The 24261-nt window shown below is 60.3% G+C and carries 13 protein-coding genes; all 13 read right to left on the reverse strand.

All coding sequences use genetic code 11. The features are described 5' to 3' along the window. Nucleotides 1–2: 2 nt before the first annotated feature. The 13 genes from BLU78_RS09335 to bamA all read right to left on the reverse strand — a co-directional run bounded on the left by BLU78_RS09335 (nt 3) and on the right by bamA (nt 24234). Nucleotides 3–1868: a RagB/SusD family nutrient uptake outer membrane protein gene (locus BLU78_RS09335; protein WP_026020880.1), complete on the reverse strand. Its 1866-nt coding sequence runs from the start codon at nt 1866–1868 to the stop codon at nt 3–5. 13 nt (nt 1869–1881) lie between these two features. Beyond that, nucleotides 1882–5070, reverse strand: coding sequence for a SusC/RagA family TonB-linked outer membrane protein (locus BLU78_RS09340; protein ID WP_010266834.1), 3189 nt, complete (start codon nt 5068–5070; stop codon nt 1882–1884). Between the two features lie 96 nt (nt 5071–5166). After that, the gene (locus tag BLU78_RS09345; RefSeq protein ID WP_010266832.1) at nt 5167–6759 is read right to left on the reverse strand and encodes a BACON domain-containing protein; all 1593 of its coding nucleotides are present in this window, start codon (nt 6757–6759) and stop codon (nt 5167–5169) included. 115 nt (nt 6760–6874) lie between these two features. Beyond that, nucleotides 6875–7969, reverse strand: a complete 1095-nt coding sequence (locus BLU78_RS09350) for a glycoside hydrolase family 88/105 protein (protein ID WP_020693293.1) — start codon at nt 7967–7969, stop codon at nt 6875–6877. A gap of 21 nt (nt 7970–7990) precedes the next feature. After that, nucleotides 7991–10009 carry a BNR-4 repeat-containing protein gene (locus tag BLU78_RS14020; RefSeq protein ID WP_143029386.1) on the reverse strand — a complete coding sequence of 673 codons (2019 nt, stop codon included), beginning with the start codon at nt 10007–10009 and terminating at the stop codon, nt 7991–7993. A 23-nt stretch (nt 10010–10032) separates the two neighbouring features. After that, nucleotides 10033–11460, reverse strand: coding sequence for a BNR-4 repeat-containing protein (locus tag BLU78_RS09365; protein WP_010266825.1), 1428 nt, complete (start codon nt 11458–11460; stop codon nt 10033–10035). 3 nt (nt 11461–11463) lie between these two features. Further along, complete coding sequence (locus BLU78_RS09370) at nt 11464–12645, reverse strand: glycoside hydrolase family 88 protein (protein WP_010266822.1); 1182 nt, start codon at nt 12643–12645, stop codon at nt 11464–11466. Between the two features lie 109 nt (nt 12646–12754). Continuing rightward, nucleotides 12755–16816: a hybrid sensor histidine kinase/response regulator transcription factor gene (locus BLU78_RS09375; protein ID WP_010266819.1), complete on the reverse strand. Its 4062-nt coding sequence runs from the start codon at nt 16814–16816 to the stop codon at nt 12755–12757. Nucleotides 16817–17016: 200 nt separating this feature from the next. Further along, nucleotides 17017–19209: a heparinase II/III domain-containing protein gene (locus BLU78_RS09380; RefSeq protein ID WP_010266816.1), complete on the reverse strand. Its 2193-nt coding sequence runs from the start codon at nt 19207–19209 to the stop codon at nt 17017–17019. Between the two features lie 201 nt (nt 19210–19410). Next, nucleotides 19411–20322, reverse strand: coding sequence for an AraC family transcriptional regulator (locus BLU78_RS09385; protein ID WP_010266813.1), 912 nt, complete (start codon nt 20320–20322; stop codon nt 19411–19413). A 201-nt stretch (nt 20323–20523) separates the two neighbouring features. After that, a complete protein-coding gene (locus BLU78_RS09390) occupies nt 20524–21060 on the reverse strand; it encodes an OmpH/Skp family outer membrane protein (protein ID WP_010266810.1) in 537 nt (178 codons plus the stop codon). Nucleotides 21061–21087: 27 nt separating this feature from the next. Beyond that, nucleotides 21088–21597 carry an OmpH/Skp family outer membrane protein gene (locus BLU78_RS09395; protein WP_010266807.1) on the reverse strand — a complete coding sequence of 170 codons (510 nt, stop codon included), beginning with the start codon at nt 21595–21597 and terminating at the stop codon, nt 21088–21090. Between the two features lie 96 nt (nt 21598–21693). Then, nucleotides 21694–24234 (reverse strand): outer membrane protein assembly factor BamA, encoded by a 2541-nt coding sequence (bamA, locus tag BLU78_RS09400; protein WP_026020878.1) that lies wholly within the window; start codon nt 24232–24234, stop codon nt 21694–21696. Nucleotides 24235–24261 lie beyond the last annotated feature (27 nt).

Raw genomic sequence — 24261 nt, forward strand, 5'->3', positions numbered from 1 at the left:
TTCTACCAAAGTTCATTGTTGACGAAATTCTTCATCTTGTTGGCCTCCGCTGCGGGGAAGGGCAGGTAGTACATGGCGTTTTTCCAGTTGGACTGCCGGTTGTTGGGGATCGGCTGGCGGACGTAGCGACGTCCGCAGGGGTATTCGTCCGAAACCGGCACCTTCTCGATGTACATGCCCGTAAGCGTCTGGGACATGGTCTGCGGGGCGATCTTCCAGCGGCGGATGTCGTGGTAGTAGTGGTGTCCCTCGAAGGCCAGTTCCACGCAGCGTTCGTTGCGGATGCGTTCGCGCAGCAGCGGGGCGCTGCCCGTGAACTTGTCGAGCACGTCGGGCATCCCGGCCCGGTTGCGCACTTCGTTCACGGCGTCCAGCGCCGTCAGTGACAGCCCTCCGGCACTGCCGTCGGGGCCGTAGGCTTCGTTGGCCGCCTCGGCGTAGTTGAGGTAGAGTTCCGCCATGCGGATCAGCGGGTCGGTGTGCTGGTGAGCGGCCGAGGTTCCCAGTTGGCCGTTCCACAGCTTGTTGACGTAATAGCCCGTGTTGGAATACCCTTTCGAGTCGTTCGAACCCCACGCGATGCCGAACGAGCGGTTGTTGTTGTTGAGCGACGAGGTGGGATAGGTTCCGGTCGCCGGATCGTAGTGGATGTTGATTCCGGTCGGGCATCCGCCGACGACGCTGCCGTCGTGGAGGATGGTTTTGTCGAACCGCGGGTCGCGGTTCGAGTAAGGAGCCTGTTCGTTGTAGTGGCCGAGTTTCGCGGCGGCCTCCCGGTCGGCCTCGGTCAGAAGCGGGTCGCCGTCGAGCGTTTCGAAGCGGTCCACGAAATTCTGCGTCGGACAGTCGCCGCTGCCGTTCGTGTAGTTCGAAGCGGGATAGGCGAAAGTCCCCGACCAGGTGCTCGTGTTGATCTTGCTGCTGCCGTAGTTCCAGGCCCAGATGTGTTCGTTGGTGTATTTCGTGCCGTAGAAGTTGCTGTTCCATTCGGAGAAGGGCAGCATTTCGTAGCCGTTCTCCTCGGCGATGCGGATCGCCTCGGCGCAGGCTTCGGCGGCGTCCTCCCAGTCGCTCTGTCCGTGCAGGTTGTTCAGTTCGCTGGCCGCGTAGAGCAGGCAGCGGGCTTTCAGCGCTTTGGCGGCGACGCCGTTCGGATAGGCCATGTCGCTGCTGGTGAGGTGGCCTTCCGAGCCGGGGCCCGCGTCGCGGCGCACTTTCCCGGCGGCGAGGAGATAGTCGTAGGCGCGGTCGAGGTCCTCGGCACAGCGCGTGTAGGTCTCCCAGGCCGAGAGGCGCGTCATGTCCCATTCGTCGTCGGCTTCGAGCGCCTTGTCGAGGTAGGGCATGCCGCCGAAGATCCGGCAGAGGGTGAAGTGGGCGAACGCCCGCACGAAATAGGCTTGTCCGATCAGGTCGTCCTTGTCGATCTGCTTGGCGTTCTGCACCATGTCGATATTCTCGATGCACTTGTTCGCCACGCGGATGATGCGGAACATCGAGTAGGAGATCGGACGCCTCGACGTGGCGGTGGTCCATTCGGAGACGTTGGCGCCCAGCGCTCCGGCCTTGATCTGCTGTGCGCGGAGCCAGCGGCCTCCGTCGCACATGTCCGTCAGGGCGTTCCACGTAAAGCGGCGGTCGCTGAAATCGAGGTAGAGCGGATAGCCCAGTTTGATGTTGATGTTGTCGCCGCTGCCGCTCTGTCCCGTGCGTCCTTCGTAGACGTTGTTGAAATAGGCCTTGAAGTTATCCCAGGTCGAGAACACCTGATTTTCATCGAGCCCCGTTTCGGGGTCTATGTCGAGGAACGTACAGGCGGGAGCTATCGCGCTGCATGCAGCCAAAACGAGTAGTATCAGTTTTTTCATAGTCGTTGCGGTTTTAGAATCCGATTTTAACACCCAGTTTGAGGCTGGTCATCTGCGGATAGAATCCCGTGGTGAAGGTGGTGCTCGCGGGGTCTCCCTCGATCAGCGGGGTGAACGTCAGCAGGTTGTTCGCCGTGAGGTAGAGGCTCAGGCTGCGGAATCCGACCTTCTGGCGGAGCCGTTTGGCGTTGAATGTGTAGGCGAGGTAAACCTCCCGCAGCGAGAGGTAGTCGGCCTTGCGCCACGTGCGGCCTTCGAGCATCATTTTGGCTCCGGCGTCGCCGCTGCCGCCGGCCCACATGTACATCGGGTGTCCCGACGTTCCTCCGTAGACCAGCGTGGCATGGTTGGCGTCCCGGTTGTCGGGCCGCCAGTAGTCGAGCTGCGAATGGGTGATGCGGTAGTCGCCCTTGTTGAACTCGATCTCCCAGCTCTTGTTGTATTCGACCCATTTGCCGAGGTTGGCGTACCACAGCATGCTGAATTCGAACCCCTTGTAGTCGAATCCGGCCCGGAACGAGCAGACCACCGGCGGATACTGGCTGCCGGCGATGGCGTGCAGGTCCTCGACGGAGAGCCGGCCGTCGGCCGAATAGTCGAGGTATTTGTAGGCACCCACGTTGACGAAATTCCAGTCGGTCGTGTAGGCCGGGTAGTTGTGGATGTCGTCGATGGATTCGAAATAGCCCGAATCGACGATGCTCACGCCGTCGGTCTGTCCCTTATAGGGTTTTCCGGCGGTCTTCTGGTACTCCGGGGCGTAGGGCGCGTCCTCGTAGTTGGTGATGCGGTTCTCGTTGAGCGAGACCATTGCCGTCAGGTTGTATCCGAAGCCCGTAGGGGTCTTGTCGGCCCAGCCCAGCTCGATGTCGATGCCGTGCTTCTTCATGCTGCCCCGGTTGACCTCCTTGTACGAGGTGCCGACGAGCATCGTGACGTTGGGCTTGACGAGCATGTTGGTGCGCTTTTCGTCGAAAAGGTCGAGGTTGAGCGTCAGCCGGTTGTTCAGCCAGCCCATCTCGATGCCCAGGTCGCGTTTGCGGGCCTCTTCCCACTGGGCCACCGCGTTGGCCGCGGCGCCTTCGTAGATGTAGCTGTCGCCGCCCTTCACGTAGTCGCTGAAATAGAGCCACCGCGAACCGGAGTCGCTGCCGACCAGTCCGTCCGAATAGCGGATCTTCAGTTTCGACCACCAGGGCATCGCCTCTTTCCAGAAACGCTCCTGCGAGGGCACCCAGCCTATGGCCACCGAGGGGAAGAAGCCGTAGCGGTTCTCGGGCGAGAACTGTTCCGACCCGGTGTAACCGAGGTTGCATTCGAAGAGGTATTTGTGTTTGTAATCGTAGGTCACACGCCCTACGACGCCCTGCGAATGGTAGGGAAAGGCCGTGCCCTTGATGTTTTCCCGCTGGTTGAAGAGCGCCAGCGCCGTCACGGAGTGGTCGCCGAACGTGCGGTTGTAGTTCAGGGCTCCCTCCCAGTAGAAGGTGACGTAGTAGTTGTTTTGCATCGCTCCGCGTGTCACGGCGTAGGGGGTGTTCTCATAGACGTGTTCGCTGGCTGCGGAGTAGATCCAGGGGTTGCCGTCGCCGGCGTCGTACCGGTTCCAGTCGATGTAGAACGTGGGGTTGGAGTTGGTCGCCGTCTGAGAGATGCGGGAGTAGTAGGTGCTCAGCGAGACGTTGGCTTTCACCGAGAGCCCCTTGGTGATGAAGTCGAGCTTCTGCTCGAAGTTGATGTCGGTATAGAGCTTGTTGTCCGTGGTCTGTTCGAACTCGCCCGTCGAGAGCGACGTACGGATGTTCCCGAAGTAGGCCGTGCGCGGACTCGACAGACGGCCTCCCGAGGCGTCGGGATAGTCCGTGTCGGGAATCTCCTCCAGCACCCAGGCGGGGTAGTAGGCCGGATACATCATCGGCGAGGCCGAATACATCATGTTGAACATGCCCGACACGGTCTTGTCCGTCGGCGTGTCCTTGATTCCCAGCACGCCGCCCACCTTGACCGACAGTTTCGTGCTGCGCGTCACGTCGAAATCGAGATTCGAACGGTAGTTGATGCGGTCGTAGCGGAAATTGGCGTTGCTCCACTCCGAAAAATCCTTGAAGATCGACCCCTCGTGGGTATATCCCAGCGAGAGGAAGTATTTGACGCGCTGCGAACCGCCCGAGACGTTGTAGTTGGCGTTGATGGTCTGGGCGCACTTGCGCATGGCGATGTCGAACCAGTCGTTGTCCGGATAGCGGATCGAATTGATGCGCGACGAAGGGCGGGCGTACTCCTCGATCTCCGAACGGGGAATCATCGAGCCGTAGCTCTGGGCGTTTTTCAGCGCCACGTTGAGCAGTTCGGCCGTCTGCGCCGAGCCGATGTGGTCGGGGATCATCGTCGGGAAGTCCAGACCGTAGGAGAGCGAGATGTTCATCTTGGGCTTGCCCGTGGAGCCCGTGCGGGTGGTTACGATGATGACGCCGTTGGCGCCTTTGGCGCCGAACACGGCCGTCGCCGAAGCGTCTTTGAGCACCGACAGCGAGGCGACCTCGTTGGGGTCGATGTCCGCGAAACTGCGCTCCACGCCGTCAACGAGCACCAGCGGCGTGGACCCGTTCCAGCTCGATACGCCGCGGATGAAGATGTTGGCGTCGTTGTTGCCGGGCTGTCCGCCCGTCTGAATGGTCGTCACGCCCGAAAGTTTGCCGGCGATGGCGTTGGTGATGTTCGTGGTGCCCGAATTGACGAGCTGTTCGTTGTTCACCTGCGAGATGGCGCCCAGGACGCTCTCTTTCTTCTGAACGCCGTATCCGACCACCACCACGTCTTCGACCTGATGCGTCTCTTCGGCCAGCCGTATCGTCAGCGGCGAGGCGTCGGTGACGGCGATCTCCCGCGCTTGGAAGCCCAGGAACGAGACGTGAAGCACGTCGCCTTTGCGGACGCGGAGCGTGAATGCGCCCTGCGCGTCGGAGATCGTACCGCCGGCAGATCCTCCCTTGACCGTGACCGCCGCGCCGGCGATCGCAATGCCGTTGGTATCGACGACGCGGCCTTTGGCCTGGATCGTCGGTTGCTGCTTGCCGGAATCCTGCTCTCCGGCGGCGGCCGGTCCTGCCGTGACGGCGGACAGCAGCAGCAACACCATGGCGGCCAGACGGCGAAGCCCGTGCAGCGATGGTGTGAGCGGTTTGAGATAGAAGTTTTCCATATTGGGATTAGGTTGATTATATAGGTTGGGGAAATGGCTGCGGCGGACTGCCGGCCGTCAGCGGGTGACGCGGCCGGCAGTCCTCGCACAGCTGTTTCAGTCTACCAGATAGAATGCAATGGCGTCGAGGTCCTTCGTGCTCCACTGACAGATACGGAATGTAGATCCGGCTGAGGGTTCGGTCAGCACGGCCTTGCCGTCTACCTGGCAGGTACCGTTGGCGCAGCGGATGCGGAACCGGATGACGCCATCGTCTACGGCCTCCGTAAAGCGGGCGGTTTCGTTGACGTTCGTCACTGCATTGGCCTTTGTCAATTCATAGGTCGCCGTGAGGTGCAATTGGTTTTTAGAGTAAATGAACTCTTTCGTGCTTGTAGCTTTCCACGTACCCTGGTCGAAATACTCTACCGTCCAGTACTTGGGTGCCTTGGCAACGGCTCTCATGCCGTAACGGATGTTGACGGCCTGTCCGGCTGCGAAATTCTTCACGGGAATGGTGAATTCCAGGTTATCGTCCGTCCAGATCGGTTTGACGGCGTAGTGTCCGTTGCCGTCGCCGCTGATAATGTATTCAGGAGTATAGACGGGTGCGTCGTTGACTTTGTTCCATTGGCCGTAGGCGGTCGTTCCGGCGGGTTTGTCGGCAAACATTCTGCCGCCGGTGAGCCAGTTGTCGCCGCTGTACTTTTTCAGGGCCTCGTCGGTGAGGGTCCACCAGGCGATCGGTTCGAGGCTCTTGGCCTTCTGCGAAACGGTGATTACGACATCTTCCAGCGCCGGATCGTCGGGATGGATGGTCAGGGTGCCGGTGCGGGCCTTGCCGGTATTCTGCGAAGCCGTCAGCGTGACGTCGGCCGGGGCCGCCGAAGGCGTACCCGATTCGGGCGTGACGGTGAGCCAGTCGAGGCCCTCCTTGACGACGGTCCAGTTGCGGTTGCAGAGAATCTGCAGGGCGGCGGGGGCTTCCGGCACCTCGGGGAACTCGATCGTGTTGCCCTCGCCGAAGCCCGTTACCGTGAGCAGCGGATCGTCACGGTAAGCGGTCTGACGGACGGTCACCACCACGGGCTCCATCTCTTCGGCCCGGAACGTGATCGTGCCCTGGCGGGCGTCGCCGCCGTTGGCTGAAGGGGTTACGGTGATCGTCGTCCTCTTTTTGCGTTCGCCCGAGAGCGGCGATACCTCGGCCCAGCCCAGCTCTTCGGGGAGAGCCGTCCAGGCGACGTTGGCGTAGACCGAGAATGTGACCGGGTCGAGGTCCGAGAACTCGAATTCGAGCGTGTTGTCGGTCAGGCCGTCCAGCGTGAGCGTCGGCACGATGGGGAAAGCATCCTGCGTGACGGTCACCCGCTGCACATGGGCGCCGGCGTAGACGGTCAGTTCGCCGCTGCGTTCCAGGTCGTCGTTGGGAGCCGCCGAGAGGGTGATCGTAGCCGGGAGTTTCGATCCTCCGTTCATCTGCGAAACGGTCAGCCAGTCGAGTCCGCTTTTGGAAATCGACCAGGTTTTGTTCGTCGAGATCGAGAAACTGACGCCCTCTTCGGGGTTGTACGGGAAATGAAGTCCTTCTTCCAGCCCGTCGATCTCCACCCGGTCGGCAGCTTCGGTCTCCGGGTCCGAGGAGCAGGCCGCAGCGAAGATCCCTGCCAGCAGAATCAGGGCCGTGCATGCGATTTTCAGGGTTTTCATGTGATGGTTGTGTTTTGGGTTGTCAGGTCAAAGTTATTCCGATGGCCGCGAATCGTTTTTCACGAGTGTATTCGTTTTTTGTCCGAGCGTCGCATTGTGCGGCGGCGGCCTGCGGTTACATCCGCACGATCTCCGAGGCGGCCATCAGGAAGGCTCCGACGCCGTACACCTCGGTCATTTCGCGGTTCGTCCGCTGGGGCGATCCGCCGATGGGCTGCACGTATCCGAGGCGTCCGTCCGGGTCGACATACGAACAGAGGGCCTTCCAGCCGCGGCGCGCGGCGCGTTTGTAGACCGGTGCGGTCAGCAGTCCGCGGTTCACGCCCCAGGCAAGTCCGTAGGTGAAGAATCCCGAGGCGCTGTTTTCGGGCATCGGGTAGGTTTCGTGGTCGAGCATGCTCGGATGCCACGATCCGCGGGCGTCCTGACAGGCGACGACGGCTTCCGACATGCGGAGGAACGTCCGCCGGTAGAAGTCGTACATCGGGTCGCTCTCGGGAAGGGTTTCGAGCAGGATGGCCAGCGCGGCGTAGCACCAGCCGTTGCCGCGGCCCCAGAAGACCTTTTTGCCGTTCTTCTCGCGTTTGCCGAAATAGCGCGCGTCGCGGTAGTAAAGCCCTTCGGCGGCATCGAAAAGACTGCGCGACGAGGCGTAGAATTCGCGGTTCATGAATTCCCGGTAGCCGTTGTCGCCCGTGACGTTCGCCAGCAGGGCGTAGACCGGGGGCGCCATGAACAGGGCGTCGCACCAGCTCCAACGGTTCGAGCCGTTTTTGGCCTTGATGTGCATTTTGGTCTGCGCCGGGAAGGCGATCACCGAATCGGCCCGCTGTTTTACGGGGCGCAGAATCGCCGGGTCCTTGTAGCGTTCGTACAGCATCAGACTGGCCTGTCCGACACAGATGTCGTCGGCGTGGTACTGCCGCCGTCCCATGCGCCAGCCGTTGCGGCGTCCGATTTCGAGGATGAACTCCTCGCAGGGCTTGTATCCCGAGACTTCGGCCCAGGTGAGCATTCCGCGGTAGAGTGCGCCGTTGGCCCAGTGCTGGTCGCTGCGCGTGCCGGGGCGGGAGAGGTGTTTGCCGAAGTTGTCGATTTGCCATTGCGCCGCCCGGTTGGCGATCTCGATGTCGCGTTTGTTGGCGGCTTCGGCCGGGACGCCCGAAAGCGCGGCGGCCAACAGAAAGAGGTAGAATCGTGTTTTATACATAGTTCGGATGTTTGATTGCGGTTATCGGTTTACGGGTTCGGGCGCCGCCCATTCGTCGGTCATGTCGTAGGGCATGCGGAAGACATCGCCCGCAGCGGTGCAGAAATAGAGGTGCGAGGCGGTCCGGGCGTCGGGGCTGCCGTCGGCCCAGAACGCGTAGAATCCCTCTGCGGCGCCGAGGGGTCGCCGCACGTAGGTGTGGTTGTAGATGCTGTTCGAGGTAAGCGTCTGTGCGCGGACCCAGCTCCCGCCCTCGTCGAAACTGCGCCAGACGACGATCTCGCCGCCTGCGCCCCAGTACTGGGGCCCTGCGTCGGTCGGGGCGATGACGGTCCAGGCGCCGTCTTCGATCCAAAGACTGCCGCTGTCGTAGCAGTGCGTCGAGGTGGCGATCAGGCTCTCCCGCCACTCCCGGCCCGTCCAGTGGAACGTGTGCCATTGGCGCACGCCGCCGTCGGGGCCCGTCAGGTGGTTGTCGCTGGTGACGCAGAGGATCACGGGGCGTCCTGCGGCGTCGAAATTCAGGTCCTTGATGTAGCAGTTGCGTCCCTGGCTCTGGAAATCGCGCACCAGGGCGTTCGAATAGCGCTCCGTCACGGGAACCGTGACCGTCGTGCCGTCGGCCGTGGTCCACGTTGCGCCCCAGTCTTCGGACTGGACGTAGTAGATGTTCGTGCGCGTATCGACGTTACCGTTGATGTGGCGGTTGAAGGCCGTGCAGACCTTCGTGCCGCAGATGTTGCTGATCTGGTAGTGTCCCGATTTGCTTTCGGAGCCCTCCTTGATGGAAGCCAGCTTCCGGTAGGGCGTCCAGTTCACGCCGTCTTCGCTGGTCTGCCAGAAGAGCTGGCGCACGCCGTCGTAGCGGGTGAAAAAGAGAAAGAAGCCCCGCTCGGGATGGTAGTGCACCTGCGGATAGGCCATGATGCTTTCGTTGATGCGTTCGAAAGCCGAGATGTCGTAGGGATTGACGCTCCGGTAGCGGATGCCCGGGCGTTTGTTGGCGCGCCCGGCGACGAAAACCCAGACATAGCCGTTCCGGTCGATCTGGACGGTCGGGTCGTCGTGGGGATCGGAAACCCCGTCGATACCTTTGTCGTGCACGACGCGGGGCTTTTGCAGCAGTCCGGTCTTGTGGTCGTAGCAGCCGATCATGCATTGCAGGTATTTCCGGCCCGTGTCCGGGGCGCCGCCGTAGACGAAATAGGTCCGTCCGACGGCCGGGGCGTAGACGGCCATCGGGATATGTTTCATCGTGTAGGTGCCCAGTCCGCCGGAGTATTTGGGCCCGTATTCCGAAGCGGCCTGGCCGATCGAGAACCAGATGCCGCGGTAACCCACCACCACGGGGGTCTGTTCCGGGGAGTCCACCCGGGCGTAGTTGGAGATCGTTGCCGCCGGGCTGTAAAAGAGGTCTCCGGTGATTTCCGAAGGGCGGTAGACGCAGCGGTACGAGATGTCGCCGCCCGCATCGTCGAACGCGACGGTTTGCTTCGAACCGTCGTGCCGCGCTTCGCAGTAGCGGGTTCGGGGCTCCCCGACCGCCGAGACGTAGGTGAACTCTTGTCCGACCAATCCTTCGGGACAGGAGTTGCCGAGCGTCACGGTCGCCGAGGCGCCGGCGAAATAAGCCCCCGTGACGGTGCGGTTTTTCAGCGACGCTTCGTAGCGGTCGCCGTATACGGTCACCGTCGGCGCAGGACCAGCGAAAATCCCTCCGTCATCGGTGACGTAGCGGACCTCGGCCGGCCAAGAGCCCTCTTCGATACCGGTCAGCTCCTTTTCGCCGTTGCCGTCGCCGGCCGGAATATCGTGCGGGGTCCCGTCGTCGCCGAGCCGGAGCCGGATCGACGCGACCTCCTGCGGCATGCCGGTCCAGCGGCAGACGATCCGGTTGCGGCCGCCCGCGAGCGTCACCTGTCCGGCGTTTTCCAGAACGGGAAGCGGAGTTTCGGTTTCGGACGTATTGCCGTTGCAGCCGGCGCCCCCGAGGAGCGCGGCTGCAAGCAATACGACGGTAAACAAGACGTGTTTTTTCATGCGGTTACGGGCTGGCTTGGGGGTCAGTCGCGGGGTTTTCCGCCGGGCACGGGTTCCGGTTTCTGCCACTCGGCGTTCATCGTGTAGGGCATCCGGAAAACATCGCCTTTGGCGTTGCAGAAATAGAGGTACGAGATGCTCAGCGCATCGGGATTGCCGTCGGCCCAGAAGGCGTAGAAATCCGGATCGGCGTGGAGCGGGCGGCGGGCGTAACCGTGGTTGCGCGGGCTGTCGTGGGTCAGCGTGCGGACGCGTTTCCACGTCCGGCCCTTGTCGCGGCTGCGCCACATCACCATCTCACCGCCCGTGCCCCAGTACTGCGGGCCGATGTCGGTCGGTGCGATGACGGTCCAGACGCCTTTGTCGTCGATCCACAGGCTGCCGCTGTCGTAGCAGTGCGTCGAGGTCGTAATGTCGCTGTAAACCCACTTGGCGCCGTCCCAGTGTACGGTCTGCCACTTGCGCACGCCGCCTTCGGGACCCGTCAGGTGGTTGTCGCTCGTCAGGTAGAGGATCACGGGCTGTCCGTCCGGTCCGTAGTTGATGTCCTTGATATAGCAGTTGCGGTGCTCGGACTGGTAGTCGTGCACCAGGGCGGGGTTCTTCGAACGGGTGATCGGCAGGTCGATCGGTTTGCCGTCGATCGTGGTCCACGTCCGCCCCCAGTCCTCCGACTGGATGTAGTAGATGTTGGTGCGCGTGTCCACGGCGCCGTTGATGTGGCGGTTGAAGCAGCACATCAGCTTGTCGCCGCAGAGGTTCGTGAACTGGTAGTGTCCCGACTTGGTCTCGCCCTCGTCGATGATCGAGGCGATCTGGCGGTAGTCGGTCCAGCGGTTGCCGTCCCTGCTGCTCTGGTAGAAGAGCCGCCGCACGCCGTCGTAGCGCGTGAAGAAGAGGAAGAAACCCTTCTCGGGATGGTAGTGCACCTGCGGGTAGGCCATGATGCTCTCGTTGACGTATTCGAATTCCGAAATGTCGTAGGGTTTCGTGCTGCGGTAGCGGATGCCCGGGCGCTTGTTGGCGCGTCCGGCGACGAACACCCAGACGTAGCCATCCTTGTCGAGCTGGATCGTGGGGTCGTCGTGGGGGTCGCCGACGCCGGCCACGCCCTTGTCGTAAACCACGACGGGACGGCGCAGCATGCCCGTCTTGTGGTCGTAGCAGCCGACCATGCAGAGCAGGTATTTACGCTCTTCGGAGGGCGTTCCGCCGTAGACGAAGAAGGTTTTGTCGGCTTCGGGCGAGTAGACCGCCATCGGGATGTGCTTCATGGTGTAGGTGCCCAGTCCGCCCGAATACTTGTCGCCGTAGCCCGAACGGGCCTGGCCGATCGTGAACCAGATGCCGCGATAACCGTCGACGGTCTGGTTGTCCATCGACTTGCGTTCCTGTGCGCCGGCACCCCACACCGCGCAGATGAGGAGCAGTGCCGCTAAGATTTTTTTCATGGTCTATTTATGGGATTTGTAGTTTTTCAGTCGGAGCAGCGCTTCGAGGAAATAGTAGTCGCCGTAGATGATCGGCACGTCGACCTGCGATTTGCTGGGTTTCGAACCGACGCTGTGGTCGATCAGGAATCCGTTCTTCTTCCCCGCGGGAATCAGGTAGCGGTCCGAAGCGAGCGAGTGCAGGATCTTTTTGGCCGTTTTGTAATAGAGTTTTTCCTTTTCGGGGACGTATTTGGCCAGTTCGAGCAGCGCCGAGGCGGTGACGGCCGCCGCCGAAGCGTCGCGCGGTTCGTCGGGAATCCCCGGTGCGTAATAGTCCCAGTAGGGCACCATATCCTCGGGGAGGTTGGGGTGGTTGATGAAATATTCGGCGCTCTTCACGGCGCGGTCGAGATAGCGGCGGTCGTGCGTGAAGCGGTAGCACATCGTGAATCCGTAGAGGCCCCAGCTCTGGCCCCTCGACCAGGCCGAAGTCTGCGAATAGCCCTGTCCGCCCTTCTGCGTGACGACTTTGCCCGTTTCAGTGTCGTAACAGAGGATGTGGAAACAACTGTTGTCGGCCCGGAAATGGTTTTTGAGCGTGTTGTCGGCGTGGGTCACGGCGATGTCGCGGTAGCGTCTGTCGCCGGTGAACTCCGAGGCGAGGAAGAGCATTTCGAGGTTCATCATGTTGTCGATGATTACGCGGAAGGGATTCGCTTTCCCGTCCTTGTTGTTCCACGAGCGGATCAGTCCGACGGTGGGGTTGAACCGCGAGATCAGCGCTTCGGAAGCGTCGATCATCAGTTGTTTGTAATAGTCGTCACGGGTCAGGCGGTAGGCCAGGCTGCACGGACAGCCCACCATGAATCCCACGTCGTGGGTCTGGGTGTAGTGCCGCAGCGGTTCGAGCTGCGCCGTGCGGCGGCGGGCCGCTTCGAGCCATTTGGCGTCTCCCGTATATTCATACAGGTACCAGATGTTCCCCGGGAAGAATCCGCTGATCCAGCCCTTGGCCGAGTTGTAACGGGTGGTTCCGTCGTGCTCCCACGAGGCGGGGAAGCGGTCGGCGGGGGCCAGCGAATCCATCAGCGCGGTTTGCTGCGCTGCGCGGGTGAAAGACTTGCGGACGATGCTCTGTGCGGCGCCGGTCCCGGCGGAGGCGACCAGGCAAAGGGTCAGAATGATTCGAAGTGTTCGGGTCATATCAGGAATGTTTTGTTTTTGCAAAAGTATTCCTGCGTCCGTCATTCTTCCGGTCCGGCGGTCTTAAAAATATGTCTCAGAATCTCAATCTGCCTTCCGGAGGGACGGTTCACCCCCCCCCATGATATATATAGTCCTTCGGCGCCATTCCGAAATGCTGTTTGAAGCAGCGCGAGAAGTGCGACTGCGAACTGAATCCCACCAGGTCGGCGATTTCGTTGAGGCGGTACTCCCGGCTGCGGATCATCGCCGCGGCCTTGTTCAGCCGGTAGATCAGGATGAAATTGTTGGGCGTCACGCCCGTCAGCGACTTGATCTTGCGGAAGAAGCTGGCGCGGCTCATGCACATTTCGGTGCTGATGTCGCTGATACTGAGCGAGCAGTCCGAGATATGGGCGTCGACGTATTGGCGGAGTTTGTCCACGAACGCGCGGTCGGCGGCCGATAGCCGGATTTCTCCGGCCTCTTCCTCACTTTCGGGCTCGCTGCAAGGCTTTACGGTGCCCGAGAGGAGCATTTCGCGCAGCTTGCTGCGCGAGGTCAGCAGGTTGTCGACCACCGTTTGCAGCAGCGTGGGATTGAACGGTTTGGTCATGTAAACGTCGGCTCCCTCCTGGTAGCCGGTGATCTTGTCCTGATCGGTGACCTTGGCGGTGAGTATCACGACCGGGATGTGGCTCAGCAGTACGTCCGTCTTGATCCTACGGCACAGTTCGTACCCGTCCATCTTCGACATCAGCACGTCGGTGACCACTACGTCCGGCATCTCGGTGTGGATCAGGTCGAATCCGTCGGAGCCGTTGTCCGCCGTGAAAACGTCGAACTGGGGAGCGAATATCTGGCGGCAGTAGCGCCGCAGCTGCGGGTTGTCCTCGATGATGACCATTTTCGGCCGCGGACCCGTATCGAGCGCATCCTCCTCCGCGTCGGGGAGGCTGTCCGGCGTGTCGGCCACGGCGGTCGCCATGCCGTCGATGAATTCGACCTCGACGGTGGGTTCGCCCGCGATGTCGTAGAGGCTTTCGTCCACCGGGATGGCGAACGTGAAGCGCATGCCGCCTTCGGGCCGGACCTCGGCCACGATGCTGCCCTTGTGGATCAGCAGCAGTTGTTTCACGTAGTGGAGCCCGATTCCGGAGCCGGCTGCGACGTGTTCGTTCGCCGTCAGCCGCTTGTAGCGTTCGAAGATGTGTTCCACATCCTCCTGGCTCATGCCTGCGCCGTCGTCGGTGACGCTCACTACCAGATAGTGCGACGACGCGGCGGCGGTGAGTTTCTCAGGCAGCGTGTCGGCGAGTGTCAGCGACACCTCTATGTGGCCCTCTTCGGGCGTGTATTTCAGGGCGTTGGAGACCAGGTTCGAGAGTATCTTGCTGAATTTGTCCGTATCGACGGCGACGGTCATCCTGCCCGGCGGCGTGGCCGTCAGGCTGATGTCGATCCGCTTCTCGCGGGCGTAGCAGGCGAAGCCGGCCATCATGCGTTCGACCACGGGGAGGATGTCCTGCCGGCAGACCGAAAGCGGCAGCGTGTCGTTCTCGATGCGGCTCAGGCTGAGCGTCTGATCGACGAGTTTGAGTAGGCGCTGGATGTTGTCGTTTATCAGGTTTATCAGTTCGTGCAGGCGTTTTTTGTCCTGTATGCCGGGCAGCATGTTCACCGGACCGTAGATCAGCGTCAGGGGCGTCCGCAGCTCGTGTGAGATGTTGGTGAAGAAATTGATCTTCATGTTGGTGAGCTCCTTCTCGCGTTCCAGTTCCTTGCGGGTGGCCTCCAGCTCGATTTTTTGCAGCCGTCGGCGCAGGAACAGCCTGTTGGCGAACCAGGCGGCGGAGCCGGCCGCCAGGATGTAGAGCAGAAAGGCGTACCACGTGAGCAGCGGCGAGGGTTTGATGACGATTTCCAGCCGCCGCGGCTCGGTGTTCCAGAATCCGTCGGGATTCTGAGCCGTCAGTTCGAAGACGTAGCGGCCCGCAGGCAGGTGCGAATAGTTGGCGCTGGTGCGGTTTTCGACGTAGTTCCACTCCTCGTCGATGTTGCCGCCGTGAAGCCGGTAGGCGTAGCGGATTTTCTCGGGGGAGAGGAACGCCAGCGCCTCGTAGCTGATGTCGAGGTTGCGCTGTTTGTGGTTGAGGACGATCCGTTTGGTGTCGTCGAGCTGCTGCGTGAGGATTCCCTCGTCGGAGGGGTGCTGTACGATGCTGTTGACTTTGAGCTCCCGGAGCACCAACTGCACGGGGCGTTCCGAAATCTTGGGCAGGACGTTTTCGGGCTTGAAATGCACGAGCCCCAGGTTGCCCCCGAAGTAGAGCATGCCGGATGTCTGACAGACGCACCGGGGATGGAACTGCTGGGTCTGCATCTTGTCGGAGCGCAGGTAGGTGATGGCCCGGTCCGAACCGTCGAGGAGGAGCGTAAGTCCGTAGGAGGTCGCCACCCACATGTTGCCTTTCCGGTCCTGTGCGAGGGAGGCGATCTCGTTGCTGGCGAAACCGTCTTTCAGGGTGTAGGTTTTGAATCCCTCCGCCGGATGATACCGCAGCAGGCCTTTCGAGCGGGTTCCGATCCACAGCCGGCCTTTCCGGCCTTTCAGCAGGCAGGTCGCATGGCGGAGCGCGGTGGCGGTGAGGCTGTCCGGGGCTTCGAGGAAGGGCCGCTGTTCGAGCCTGCGGCTGTCGATGGCGAAAAGTCCCCGCCGGAATACTGCCGCCAGCATCGTCGTATCGTCGAGACGGATGATGTCCTGCACGTCGCACTCCTCGAAGCACGTGCCCCGCAGACGCATGCCGTCGTATGCCAGGAGTCCCGAAGTCGTCGCCACCCATACGTCGTGGCGGGCGTCCTCGCAGAAGCGGTTGACCGAAAAGCGTTCCGGGAGCAGTGCGTAGTCGGTGATCGTCTGCTGCCGGGTGTTGCAGCAGGCGATACGGTCGTCGATGTTGATCCAGAGGCGTCCCGACGAATCGGCGAAGAGCGCCGATACGTTCTTGCTGTTGAGCCGCTGCATGAGGGCGCAGTTTTCCAGCGTGTGCCATTTCAGGTCGAGCTGCGTGGTGTAGGCCAGGAGACCCTTGAAACGGCTTCCGATCCAGCGTGTGCCGTCCTTCGAGATCGTGACGGCGTTGACGAACTTGCTTAGGGTCTGTTTGCCCAGCCGTATCGACCGGGTGAACTCCTTTTCGTTGGTATAGCGCACGGAGTAGCCGCGGTCGAGCGTGCCGATCCAGAAATTGTTTTCCGAATCGAAGAAACAGCAGGAGAAATCGCTGGTGTAGTTGAGCCCGGGCGTTCCCCGTGTCACGATGTTCTTTTTCAGCGCATGGGTCCGGGTGTCGAACTGGTGGAGGTTGTCTCCCTGCGTCCCGATATAGATCGTCTCGTCGATGGCCGTCAGTGAGAGTATCGCGGACTGGGAGACCGCGGCGAGGCATGTATGCAGCGATTCGTCCGTTTCGACGAGTGCGCCGGTGCGGGGATCGACGATGCGGATTCCGTTCGGGGTCCCGAACCAGATCCGGCCTTCGGCGTCGCGGCAGCTGCTCAGGAATTCCGCGGAGTCGGGCAGCGCCAGCGAGTCGCAGACGTTCAGGCCGCGGTCGTATTTGAAAATCCTACCTCCGTTTACCCCCCCCCACAAAAATCCGTTCGGATCGGCTTCCAGCACGGCTGGGCCGTGCCGGGGCGTGTCCCGCATTTCGAGGAGCAGACGGCCTCCGCCGTCGAAAAGGGCCATTCCGCCGGGGCCGGAGCAGACGACGTGCTCCCCGTTCAAAACCGCTTTGTTGAACCCCTCCTTGCCGAGCAGTTTCCGGAAGCTGTCGAGCCGCGCATCGTAGGTGCAGACTCCTCCGGAGGTGACGATCCACAGCGTGCCGCTGCCGTCGATGAGAATGTCGGACACCCGGTTGCCGGGGAGCGACGCCGGGTCTTCCGGTTCGTTCTGGTAGTAATAATAGAATTGTCCGTTGTAGCGGCAGAGCCCGTTATCGGTGGCGATCCAGATGTAGCCCACCTTGTCCTGCGCGAAGCGGTGGATCGTCAGGTTGGGGAGGTGGTGGATGAACTGCGGGCCCGCCCAGGCTCCGTGGGCGCAGAACGACACCGTCCACAGAAGGATACACTTGCAGAAACGTTCGATTGTACGGTAGGGAGTCTCTCTTTTCCGGGTCATCGGGAGTAGATCAAGAGGATGTCTGTATACAAATTTATGATTTTTTTGTTCACGATGTTCCGAAACGGTCGTTTTTTATGGGGATCGGTCCGAAAAAAATCGAGGGCGCTGTTTCCGGCGGCTTCCGGCCGCCCGGTGCGGCGGGAAGCCGTTTCCGGTCCGGATCGGGACGGCGGAAACGGCTTCCCCGCTGCCGGGGATTATTTCCCGGGGGAGAGTGTCGTGGTGAAGGTCGCCCACTTGTCTGCGGGGACGGTCGCTTCGAATCCGACCAGGTAAATGCCCGGATTGGGTTCGTCGTAGCTGTGGACGGGATCGGTGCTGAATGTTTTGTAGACGATTTGCGTTTCGCCCTCTTCCGCAGCGGTCAGGTACATGGTCTTGCCGCGGCTCGTCAGCACGATCCGGTCGTTTTCCACGGTCGGTACGGCCGGCGTGGCCATGGTCCAGCGGATTTTGGCGCTCCGGTCGGTGCGGGCATGGATGGCGTCGATGACTTTCAGGTCCTTGTCGTCGACGATCTTCACGGTGCGCTTCGCCGAGGCCACCTGATCTTCGAGCACGGGCGAGAGGTCGAACGTGGCGCCCTGTTCCGTTGCCGTGTTGATGGTCTGTTCGAGCGTTGCGAAGCCCTCCACGCGGTGTTTCGAGTCGTTGACCGTGAGCGTGCTGTGGAAGAAGTTGTTCAGCCGCGATACTTCCCAGCGCAGCGACGCCTGGGTGTAGGTCCAGAGGTTTCCGCCCAGCGCTTTGAGGGCCACTTCGAGCGTCGCGTAGTCCTGACGGCCGAGGTCCATCGACCAGCGCACGCCGTAAGCGTCGTAGACGAACGATCCCGAGTCCATGTGGGCATGGCTGCTTCTCGCCTTGCCGCCCTTGACACCCAGGTATTTGTCCGTATCGCTCCAAGTCCAGTCGGTGTGGACCAGCACGACGGGCGTCGCGCCCTCTCCGGCCCAGACTTTCTGGGTCGGCGGGGTCACGCTGCTCAGGTCGACCCTGCTGGCGAAGACCATGATCATCGGCAGCAGACGGTGGTTCCAGATGTAATAGTCCGTGGTCGTCCCTTTGAGACACTCCATATTATAATAGAGCAGCGAGGGCTTCTTGAACTTGTCGGCGAAATACCAGCTCGGAATATCGGCGCCGACCGTGGTCTGAGGGTAGTCCGCGTAGTTGTATCCCTGACGGGTCGTGCCGACCATGTAGAGCATCCATTCGGCCGTGCGGTCGAAACCCGCTGTGGCGGAGATGCCGGCGTCGGACCCGGCGGCGGTTTCGAGCGCCGTAAGCATCAGGACATTGAATACCGTACCGTACTCCCAGTAGCCGTACCCTTCGGGATAGTTTCCGTGGGGCGCGTAGAGGGCTTCGATGGCCGTGCGGTTCGATTCCAGCGATTTTTCGATGATGGCTTCGGCCGTCTCGGGGCACGTCTCATAGACTGCCAGCGCGCCGCAGACCAGTCCGGCGTTGCAGACCTGGTTCCAGTTGGAAACCTTATTGTAGAAACTCGATCCGTAAGGCTCCGCCGTGTCGAACGCATATTCGCGCAGCGCCCTCTCGGCGTTGGCGCGGGTTTCGGGTTTCAGGTCGGCGTAGAGCCAGTCGTAGCCCAAGGCTACGCCCGCGGCCATTTCGCCGACATCGAGGTAGTGGCGGTGTCCGTTCCAGTCGGGGAAGTTGCAGACGGTGTTGATGTCGTTCTCGGCATGATCGAGGTATTTGCGGTCGCCTGTGGCGCGGTAGGCGTAGGCGCAGGAGAAGATGCGCAGCAGGGCGGCGGAGGAGATGTGGAGAATGCGTTTCTCCGCGGCGTCGAGCTGGTAGGCGAGGGGTGCGGCGGCCAGTCCGTAGATGTCGGCGTTGCGCAGGTTGGTTGCGTGCAGCCGGTTCAATACCTGATTGTTTCCGGCGCGGACCTGCTCCATCAGCGATCCGAACGCTTCGTCGTCCATCAGCAGGCGGGGGTGTCTGTCGGCCGTCAGCCGGTCGTAGTCCGGACGGTCGAGCTCCCCGGGCCGATCCGAATTTGCACGGAATACGGCCCGTCCGTAGCGGAACTGCCGGGTGCCGCGGACGATGAACAGCTCGTACTGGCCGTCCACGAAATTGCCCGGAAGCGTGATGACGGCGCCGTCTTCCTCGACGGCGGCTTCGACGCGGTAGGTGTTGTGCGAAATGCCGGTGTCGGTCAGCCGGACGACGTCGCCGGTCTGGAATCCGGTTCCCGGCAGCCGGACCTTGCGGTCGGAAGGAATCTGGTAGACGGTTTCGGCCGGAGTGCCGCCGATCTCGAATCCGGGGTCGGAGGTGGTTTCGTTGGAACAGCTTACGATGCAGACGAACATTAACACCAGCATCGAAAGATAGTTTGGCAGGTAATTTTTCATGGGCTTTATAGTTTCGGTTGATTTACAAAGAAACGGATTTTCGCAGTTCGGTTTTTGACTCTCCGTGTCAAAGATTTTCCCTCCGGTCTAAACCGGGCCTTCCGGATCTCTTTCCCGTTCGGACGGCCGTGATACGCACAAAGCTCCCGCCGGGGCGGGAGCTTTGTGTGTGGAGGTATGGTCCGACGGTCCGGCGGACGGCTACTGCTTGGCTTTGTACTGTGACGGCGACATGCCGGTGTTGCGCTTGAAATAGCTGCCGAAGAACGACTGGTTGGGGAAATTGAGGTAGTAGGCGATCTCCTGCACGCTCATATTCGAGTATTTGAGCAGCGTCTTGGCTTCGAGGATGACGTAGCTGTCGATCCATTCCGACACCGATTTGCCGCTGATGCGCTTGATGAGTGTGGTGAGGTATTTGGGCGTGATGCAGAGCTGCCGGGCGTAGTAACCTACGCTGCGTTCGCGGGTATAATGCTCGCCGAGCAGTTCGGTGAACTGCTTGAAATACTCCTCGGCCCGGTTGTGCATCGGATTTTCCAACTCGGGATGCTCCTCGATGTAGTGGGTCAGGATGTCGCCGACCTTATAAATCGTCGCGGCGATCAGCCCGCCGACGATCTCCACTGCGAAATCGGTTTCGGGACCCTCGAGCTCCTGCTCGACCATCGAGATGAAGCTGCGCAGCGAGGTGCACTCCTTGTGCGTGAGTTCCATGCAGGGGCGCGAGCCGAATTGCAGGAAAAGCGGCATCATGTGCTTGGTGTCGATGTTGATGCGCCGCAGGAAGTCCGGCGTGATGACGATGACATGCGCCTTGAAACGGTCGTCGGACTGTATTTGCAGGATATGCTTGGGACCGATGATGAAGAGCGAATCCTTTTTTAGCCGGTACTCCTTCAGGTTGGACGTAAAAGTCGTCTCGCCTTCGGTGCATACGCCGATGACAAAGGCATCGAGGCGTCCCGGAAACCGGAAGACCTCCATCTGGGAGGAACTGTTGGCGGCGATGCATTCGCCCAGCAGGCCGGGGCGTTTTTCGCCGCCGGACATAGCGATCAACTCGCTGAGGGTGAAGCTCGTGATCGGAGCTTCTGTGGCTTTACTGTTCATGGCGTCACTTGATTTCCGACAAATATAGTAATAAAAAGATTCGATATGGTTCATATGGTTCGATTATTCGTCCTTTTGATCACCTCGAGCGCATTTTTGAACCATGATACGAAAAAAAGAGCGCCGGTCGTTGTCTGACCGGCGCTCCTTGTGGGTTTTATCTGACCCGCAGCATGTTCCGCGGGGTGCTGCGTCTGCTTTTTATTTGGCGGGAGCAGCGGGAGCATCGGTGATGCCCAGCTCCTTCTTCACCAGGGGAGCGATGTCGGTCAGCGTAGCTTCATCGAAATAAGCCAGCGAACCGGTCGAGGTGTCGAATACGACCGTATAGGCGTTGGCTGCCGAAATCTTGTCGATGGCGGCTTTAGCCTTGTCGATAATCGGCGCGAGCAGCTCGTTCTGTTTTTTCTGATAGTCCTGCTGTGCGCGCTCCTGGAACTCACGGCTGCGGTTCTGCAAGTCCTGCAACTCCTTCTCCTTCATCTCGCGGACGGCTTCGTTGTAGGTGTTGAGCCCTTTCTGATACTCCTGCAGCTTGGTGTTGAACTCGACGTTCATCGTCTCGATGTTGTCCTGCAACTCCTTGGCGAAAGTCTCCATGTTCTCCTGCATCGTCTTGGTCTCAGGCATCGACATGATGATCTCCTGGGTGTTGATACGTCCGAACTTCTGGGCGAAGAGCGTCGTGGAACCCATAACCAACGCAAAAGCGAGGGTCAGTTTGATTGCTTTTTTCATACGAATTTATCAGTTAATGTTTTGATGTCATTTCTTTTTCAGGGCCTCGATCACCTGCTGCGTCCGCTCGACCGAGGGATTGTTGTAAAGCAGCGTGGGGTTGTTCGCCGAGTCGAGCACCAGGTCGGCCCCGACCTGCTTGGCATAGGTCTCGATGGTTGCGAATACCCGCTTCTGGATCGGGGTAATCATCTCGACCCGCTTTTTCATCAGCGTGCCCTCCTGTCCGAACAGGCTCTCCTGATATTCCTGAGCCTCCTTTTCTTTCTGGAGGATGGCGTTCTCGCGGACCTGGCGCGACGCGGCGGAGAGCGACGTCTTCTGGATCTGGTAGTTGTTGTAGAGCGTCTCCACCTCCGCGAATTTGGTATCCACCTGCGTCTGGTACTGCTTGGCAAGCTCATCCAGATCGGAGATGGCCTTGTTGTAGGCGTCGATCGACTTGAAAACTTTTTCGCTGTTGACGATTATGTAGTTCTGGGCCGCCAGGGTTCCTGCCGTCAGAACGAATGCCGCAATTAAAATCAGCCGTTTCATAATCCTGTTATTTTAAGTTAATATTCAGTCCGGTTTCCCGGGTTTCTGCTGTAAATATAACTCTTTTCTTTCAAATTTATTGCCACGGGGCCTTTTTTAGAACTGCTGACCGAGGACAAAGTGGAACTGGCTGCCGCTCTTGGTCGTGGAGTTCGCGGGGGGATCGAATCCGTAACCCCAGTCGATGCCGAGCATACCCACCACGGGCAGATAGAGACGGACGCCGAAGCCGGCCGAACGTTTGATCCGGAAGGGAGAGAATTTCTTCCACGAGTCGAATGCATTACCGCCCTCGAGGAATCCGAGCACATAGATCTGCGACGAAGGTTTCAGGATGATCGGGTAGCGCAGCTCGGCGGTGTACTTGTTGTAGCCGCGGGAATAATAGCTCGACGGGTCGAGCGCGCCGTCCTCGTAACCGCGCATCGAGATGATGTCGATACCGTATATGTTGTATCCCGACATGCCGTCGCCGCCGACCTCGAAACGCTGGAAAGGCGACACTTTGTTCTTGTTGTAGCTTCCGAGGTATCCCATCTCGGCCTTGAGCATCAGCACGAGGTTCGAGTTGCGCAGGAATCCCTGGAACCACTGCGCCTTGAACTGCCATTTGTGGAACTCGATCCAGCGGTAGCGGTCCTGGTCGGACATCGACTGGTCGCTGTAATCCTTTCCGTCCCAGAGCGAGTAGGGGAGCGTGGCCTGCACCGAGGCGCTGAACTCCGAACCGCGGCGCGGGTAGATCGGCTGGTCGACCGAGTTGCGGGCCAGCACCAGTTTGAGCGACAGCAGGTTCGAGTTGCCGTTCTCCACGACGAATCCCGTCCAGTTTTTCAGGTTGTAACGCTCGTAGCTGGCTTCGGCGTAGAATGTGAAATAGGGGTCGGGCCAGTTCAGGCGCTTGCCCAGGCCGGCGGCCAGACCGTAGGTGCGGAAATACTGCGTTGCCGACTGCCATACGTAGTAGGCGTTGTTCTGCTCGGAGAAGTGTGCCGAGAGGGTGAACGAGTTGGGTTTCTTGCCGCCCATCCAGGGGTCGGTGAAACTGAACGCGAAAGCCTTGTAATAGGTACCGTTGGTCTGTGCCGAGAGCGACAGCCGTTGGTTCTGGCCCATCGGGTAGGGGCGCCATGCGCCTTTTTTGAACGTGTTTTTGATCGAGAGGTTGTTCAGCGTGATACCCACCGAACCTACGAAGGTTCCCGAGCCCCAGCCGCCGGCGATGTTGAACTGGTCGGAAGCCTGCTCCTCGAGGGGCCAGTTGACGTTCACCAGCTCGTTCGAGACGGGTTTGATGTCGGGCATGACGGCCTCGGGGTTGAAATGGCCCATCGAGCCCAGCGTACGGATGGTCTGCATCAGCAGCGAGCGGTTGTACAGCTCGCCCGGACGGGTGTAGAGTTCGCGTCGGATCACCTCGTCGTCGACGCGCTGGTTGCCCGTGATGCCGACCTCGTTGATGGTGAACTGCTTGCCCTCGAACACCTTGACCTCGATGTCGATCGAGTCGGGGGCGATGATGACCTCCGCCGGTTCGATCTGCGACATCAGGTAACCTTCGTTCTGGTAGAGCGATTTGACCGACATGTCCTCGGGATTCTCCTCCTTGCCGATTCCCAGGCGCTTGTGCATCGATTTCTTATCGTAGGTGTCGCCTTTTTTGACGCTGAACATGCGCTGCAGGTCGTCGGTTTCGTAAACCGAGTTGCCGACCCACGACACGTTGCGGATGTAGTATTTGTTACCCTCCGAGACGTCGATGTCGATGCCGATGCGTTTCTCGTTGATCGGGTAGATCGAGTCGCTCACGATCGTCGCGTTGCGGTAACCCTTCGAGTTGTAGAAGTCGATCAGCAGCTCCTTGTCGGTTTCGTAGTCGCCTTCGTTGAGCTTGGCGCCCTTGAAGAAGTTGATCGATTTCTGGTGCGTCTTTTTGAACGTGCGGCGCAGGCGCTTGTCCGGGAACTGCTCGTTGCCCGTGAAGTTGATCTTGCCGATTTTGACCTTCGATTTGCGGTCGACGAGGAACGTGACGGTCACGGCCTGACCCGGGCGCAGCGTGTCGTTGTCGATGCGCACGCCGACCTCCGTGTTGCGGAATCCCTTTTCGGCCCAATACTGTTTGATGAGCTTCTGGTTCTTGTCGATGACATAATCCGAAAGTTCGCTGCCGCGCTTGAGTTTGAGCTTCTCCAGGAGGTCTTTCTTCTTGCCCTTCGAGATGCCCTCGAACTCCCAGTTGTAGACGCGGGGCCGCTCTTTGAGGAACACCTCCAGGTCGAGGCTGTCGCCCTCGATCTCGGCGCCGATCTTCACGTCCGAGAAAAACCGCTGGCTCCACAGCCGCGAGATGGCGTTGGAGATGAAGTTGCTCGGCAGGTAGATCGAGTCGCCCTCGATCAGTCCGGCAGACGACTTGAGAATGTCGGGATTGAGGTACTGCACGCCGTGGACGTTGACGTTGCGAATGTGGTAGAGCCTGGGCGCGCCGTTGTTTTTATACATCGGGGCATTTTCGGAGATCGCAGGCTTCGGAGCCGCCGTCGTGTCCTGCGGATTCTGCTCCTGGGCGGATATATTCGAGCAGCAAAGCACAAGGGCAACTGCTGCCATGAATATCTTACCGGAATACTTCATCTATTGTAAATATAGTCTAAATTTCAT

It is taken from the genome of Alistipes timonensis JC136 (assembly GCF_900107675.1).
GTDB lineage: Bacteria > Bacteroidota > Bacteroidia > Bacteroidales > Rikenellaceae > Alistipes > Alistipes timonensis.

Bases quoted from the DNA above. Each gene is read 5' to 3' on its own strand.
- BLU78_RS09380 (WP_010266816.1), bottom strand. From the start codon at position 19,209: ATGAAAAATTACCTGCCAAACTATCTTTCGATGCTGGTGTTAATGTTC.
- BLU78_RS09335 (WP_026020880.1), bottom strand. From the start codon at position 1,868: ATGAAAAAACTGATACTACTCGTTTTGGCTGCATGCAGCGCGATAGCT.
- BLU78_RS09395 (WP_010266807.1), bottom strand. From the start codon at position 21,597: ATGAAACGGCTGATTTTAATTGCGGCATTCGTTCTGACGGCAGGAACC.
- BLU78_RS14020 (WP_143029386.1), bottom strand. From the start codon at position 10,009: ATGAAAAAACACGTCTTGTTTACCGTCGTATTGCTTGCAGCCGCGCTC.
- BLU78_RS09375 (WP_010266819.1), bottom strand. From the start codon at position 16,816: ATGACCCGGAAAAGAGAGACTCCCTACCGTACAATCGAACGTTTCTGC.
- BLU78_RS09370 (WP_010266822.1), bottom strand. From the start codon at position 12,645: ATGACCCGAACACTTCGAATCATTCTGACCCTTTGCCTGGTCGCCTCC.
- BLU78_RS09340 (WP_010266834.1), bottom strand. From the start codon at position 5,070: ATGGAAAACTTCTATCTCAAACCGCTCACACCATCGCTGCACGGGCTT.
- bamA (WP_026020878.1), bottom strand. From the start codon at position 24,234: ATGAAGTATTCCGGTAAGATATTCATGGCAGCAGTTGCCCTTGTGCTT.
- BLU78_RS09385 (WP_010266813.1), bottom strand. From the start codon at position 20,322: ATGAACAGTAAAGCCACAGAAGCTCCGATCACGAGCTTCACCCTCAGC.
- BLU78_RS09365 (WP_010266825.1), bottom strand. From the start codon at position 11,460: ATGAAAAAAATCTTAGCGGCACTGCTCCTCATCTGCGCGGTGTGGGGT.
- BLU78_RS09390 (WP_010266810.1), bottom strand. From the start codon at position 21,060: ATGAAAAAAGCAATCAAACTGACCCTCGCTTTTGCGTTGGTTATGGGT.
- BLU78_RS09345 (WP_010266832.1), bottom strand. From the start codon at position 6,759: ATGAAAACCCTGAAAATCGCATGCACGGCCCTGATTCTGCTGGCAGGG.
- BLU78_RS09350 (WP_020693293.1), bottom strand. From the start codon at position 7,969: ATGTATAAAACACGATTCTACCTCTTTCTGTTGGCCGCCGCGCTTTCG.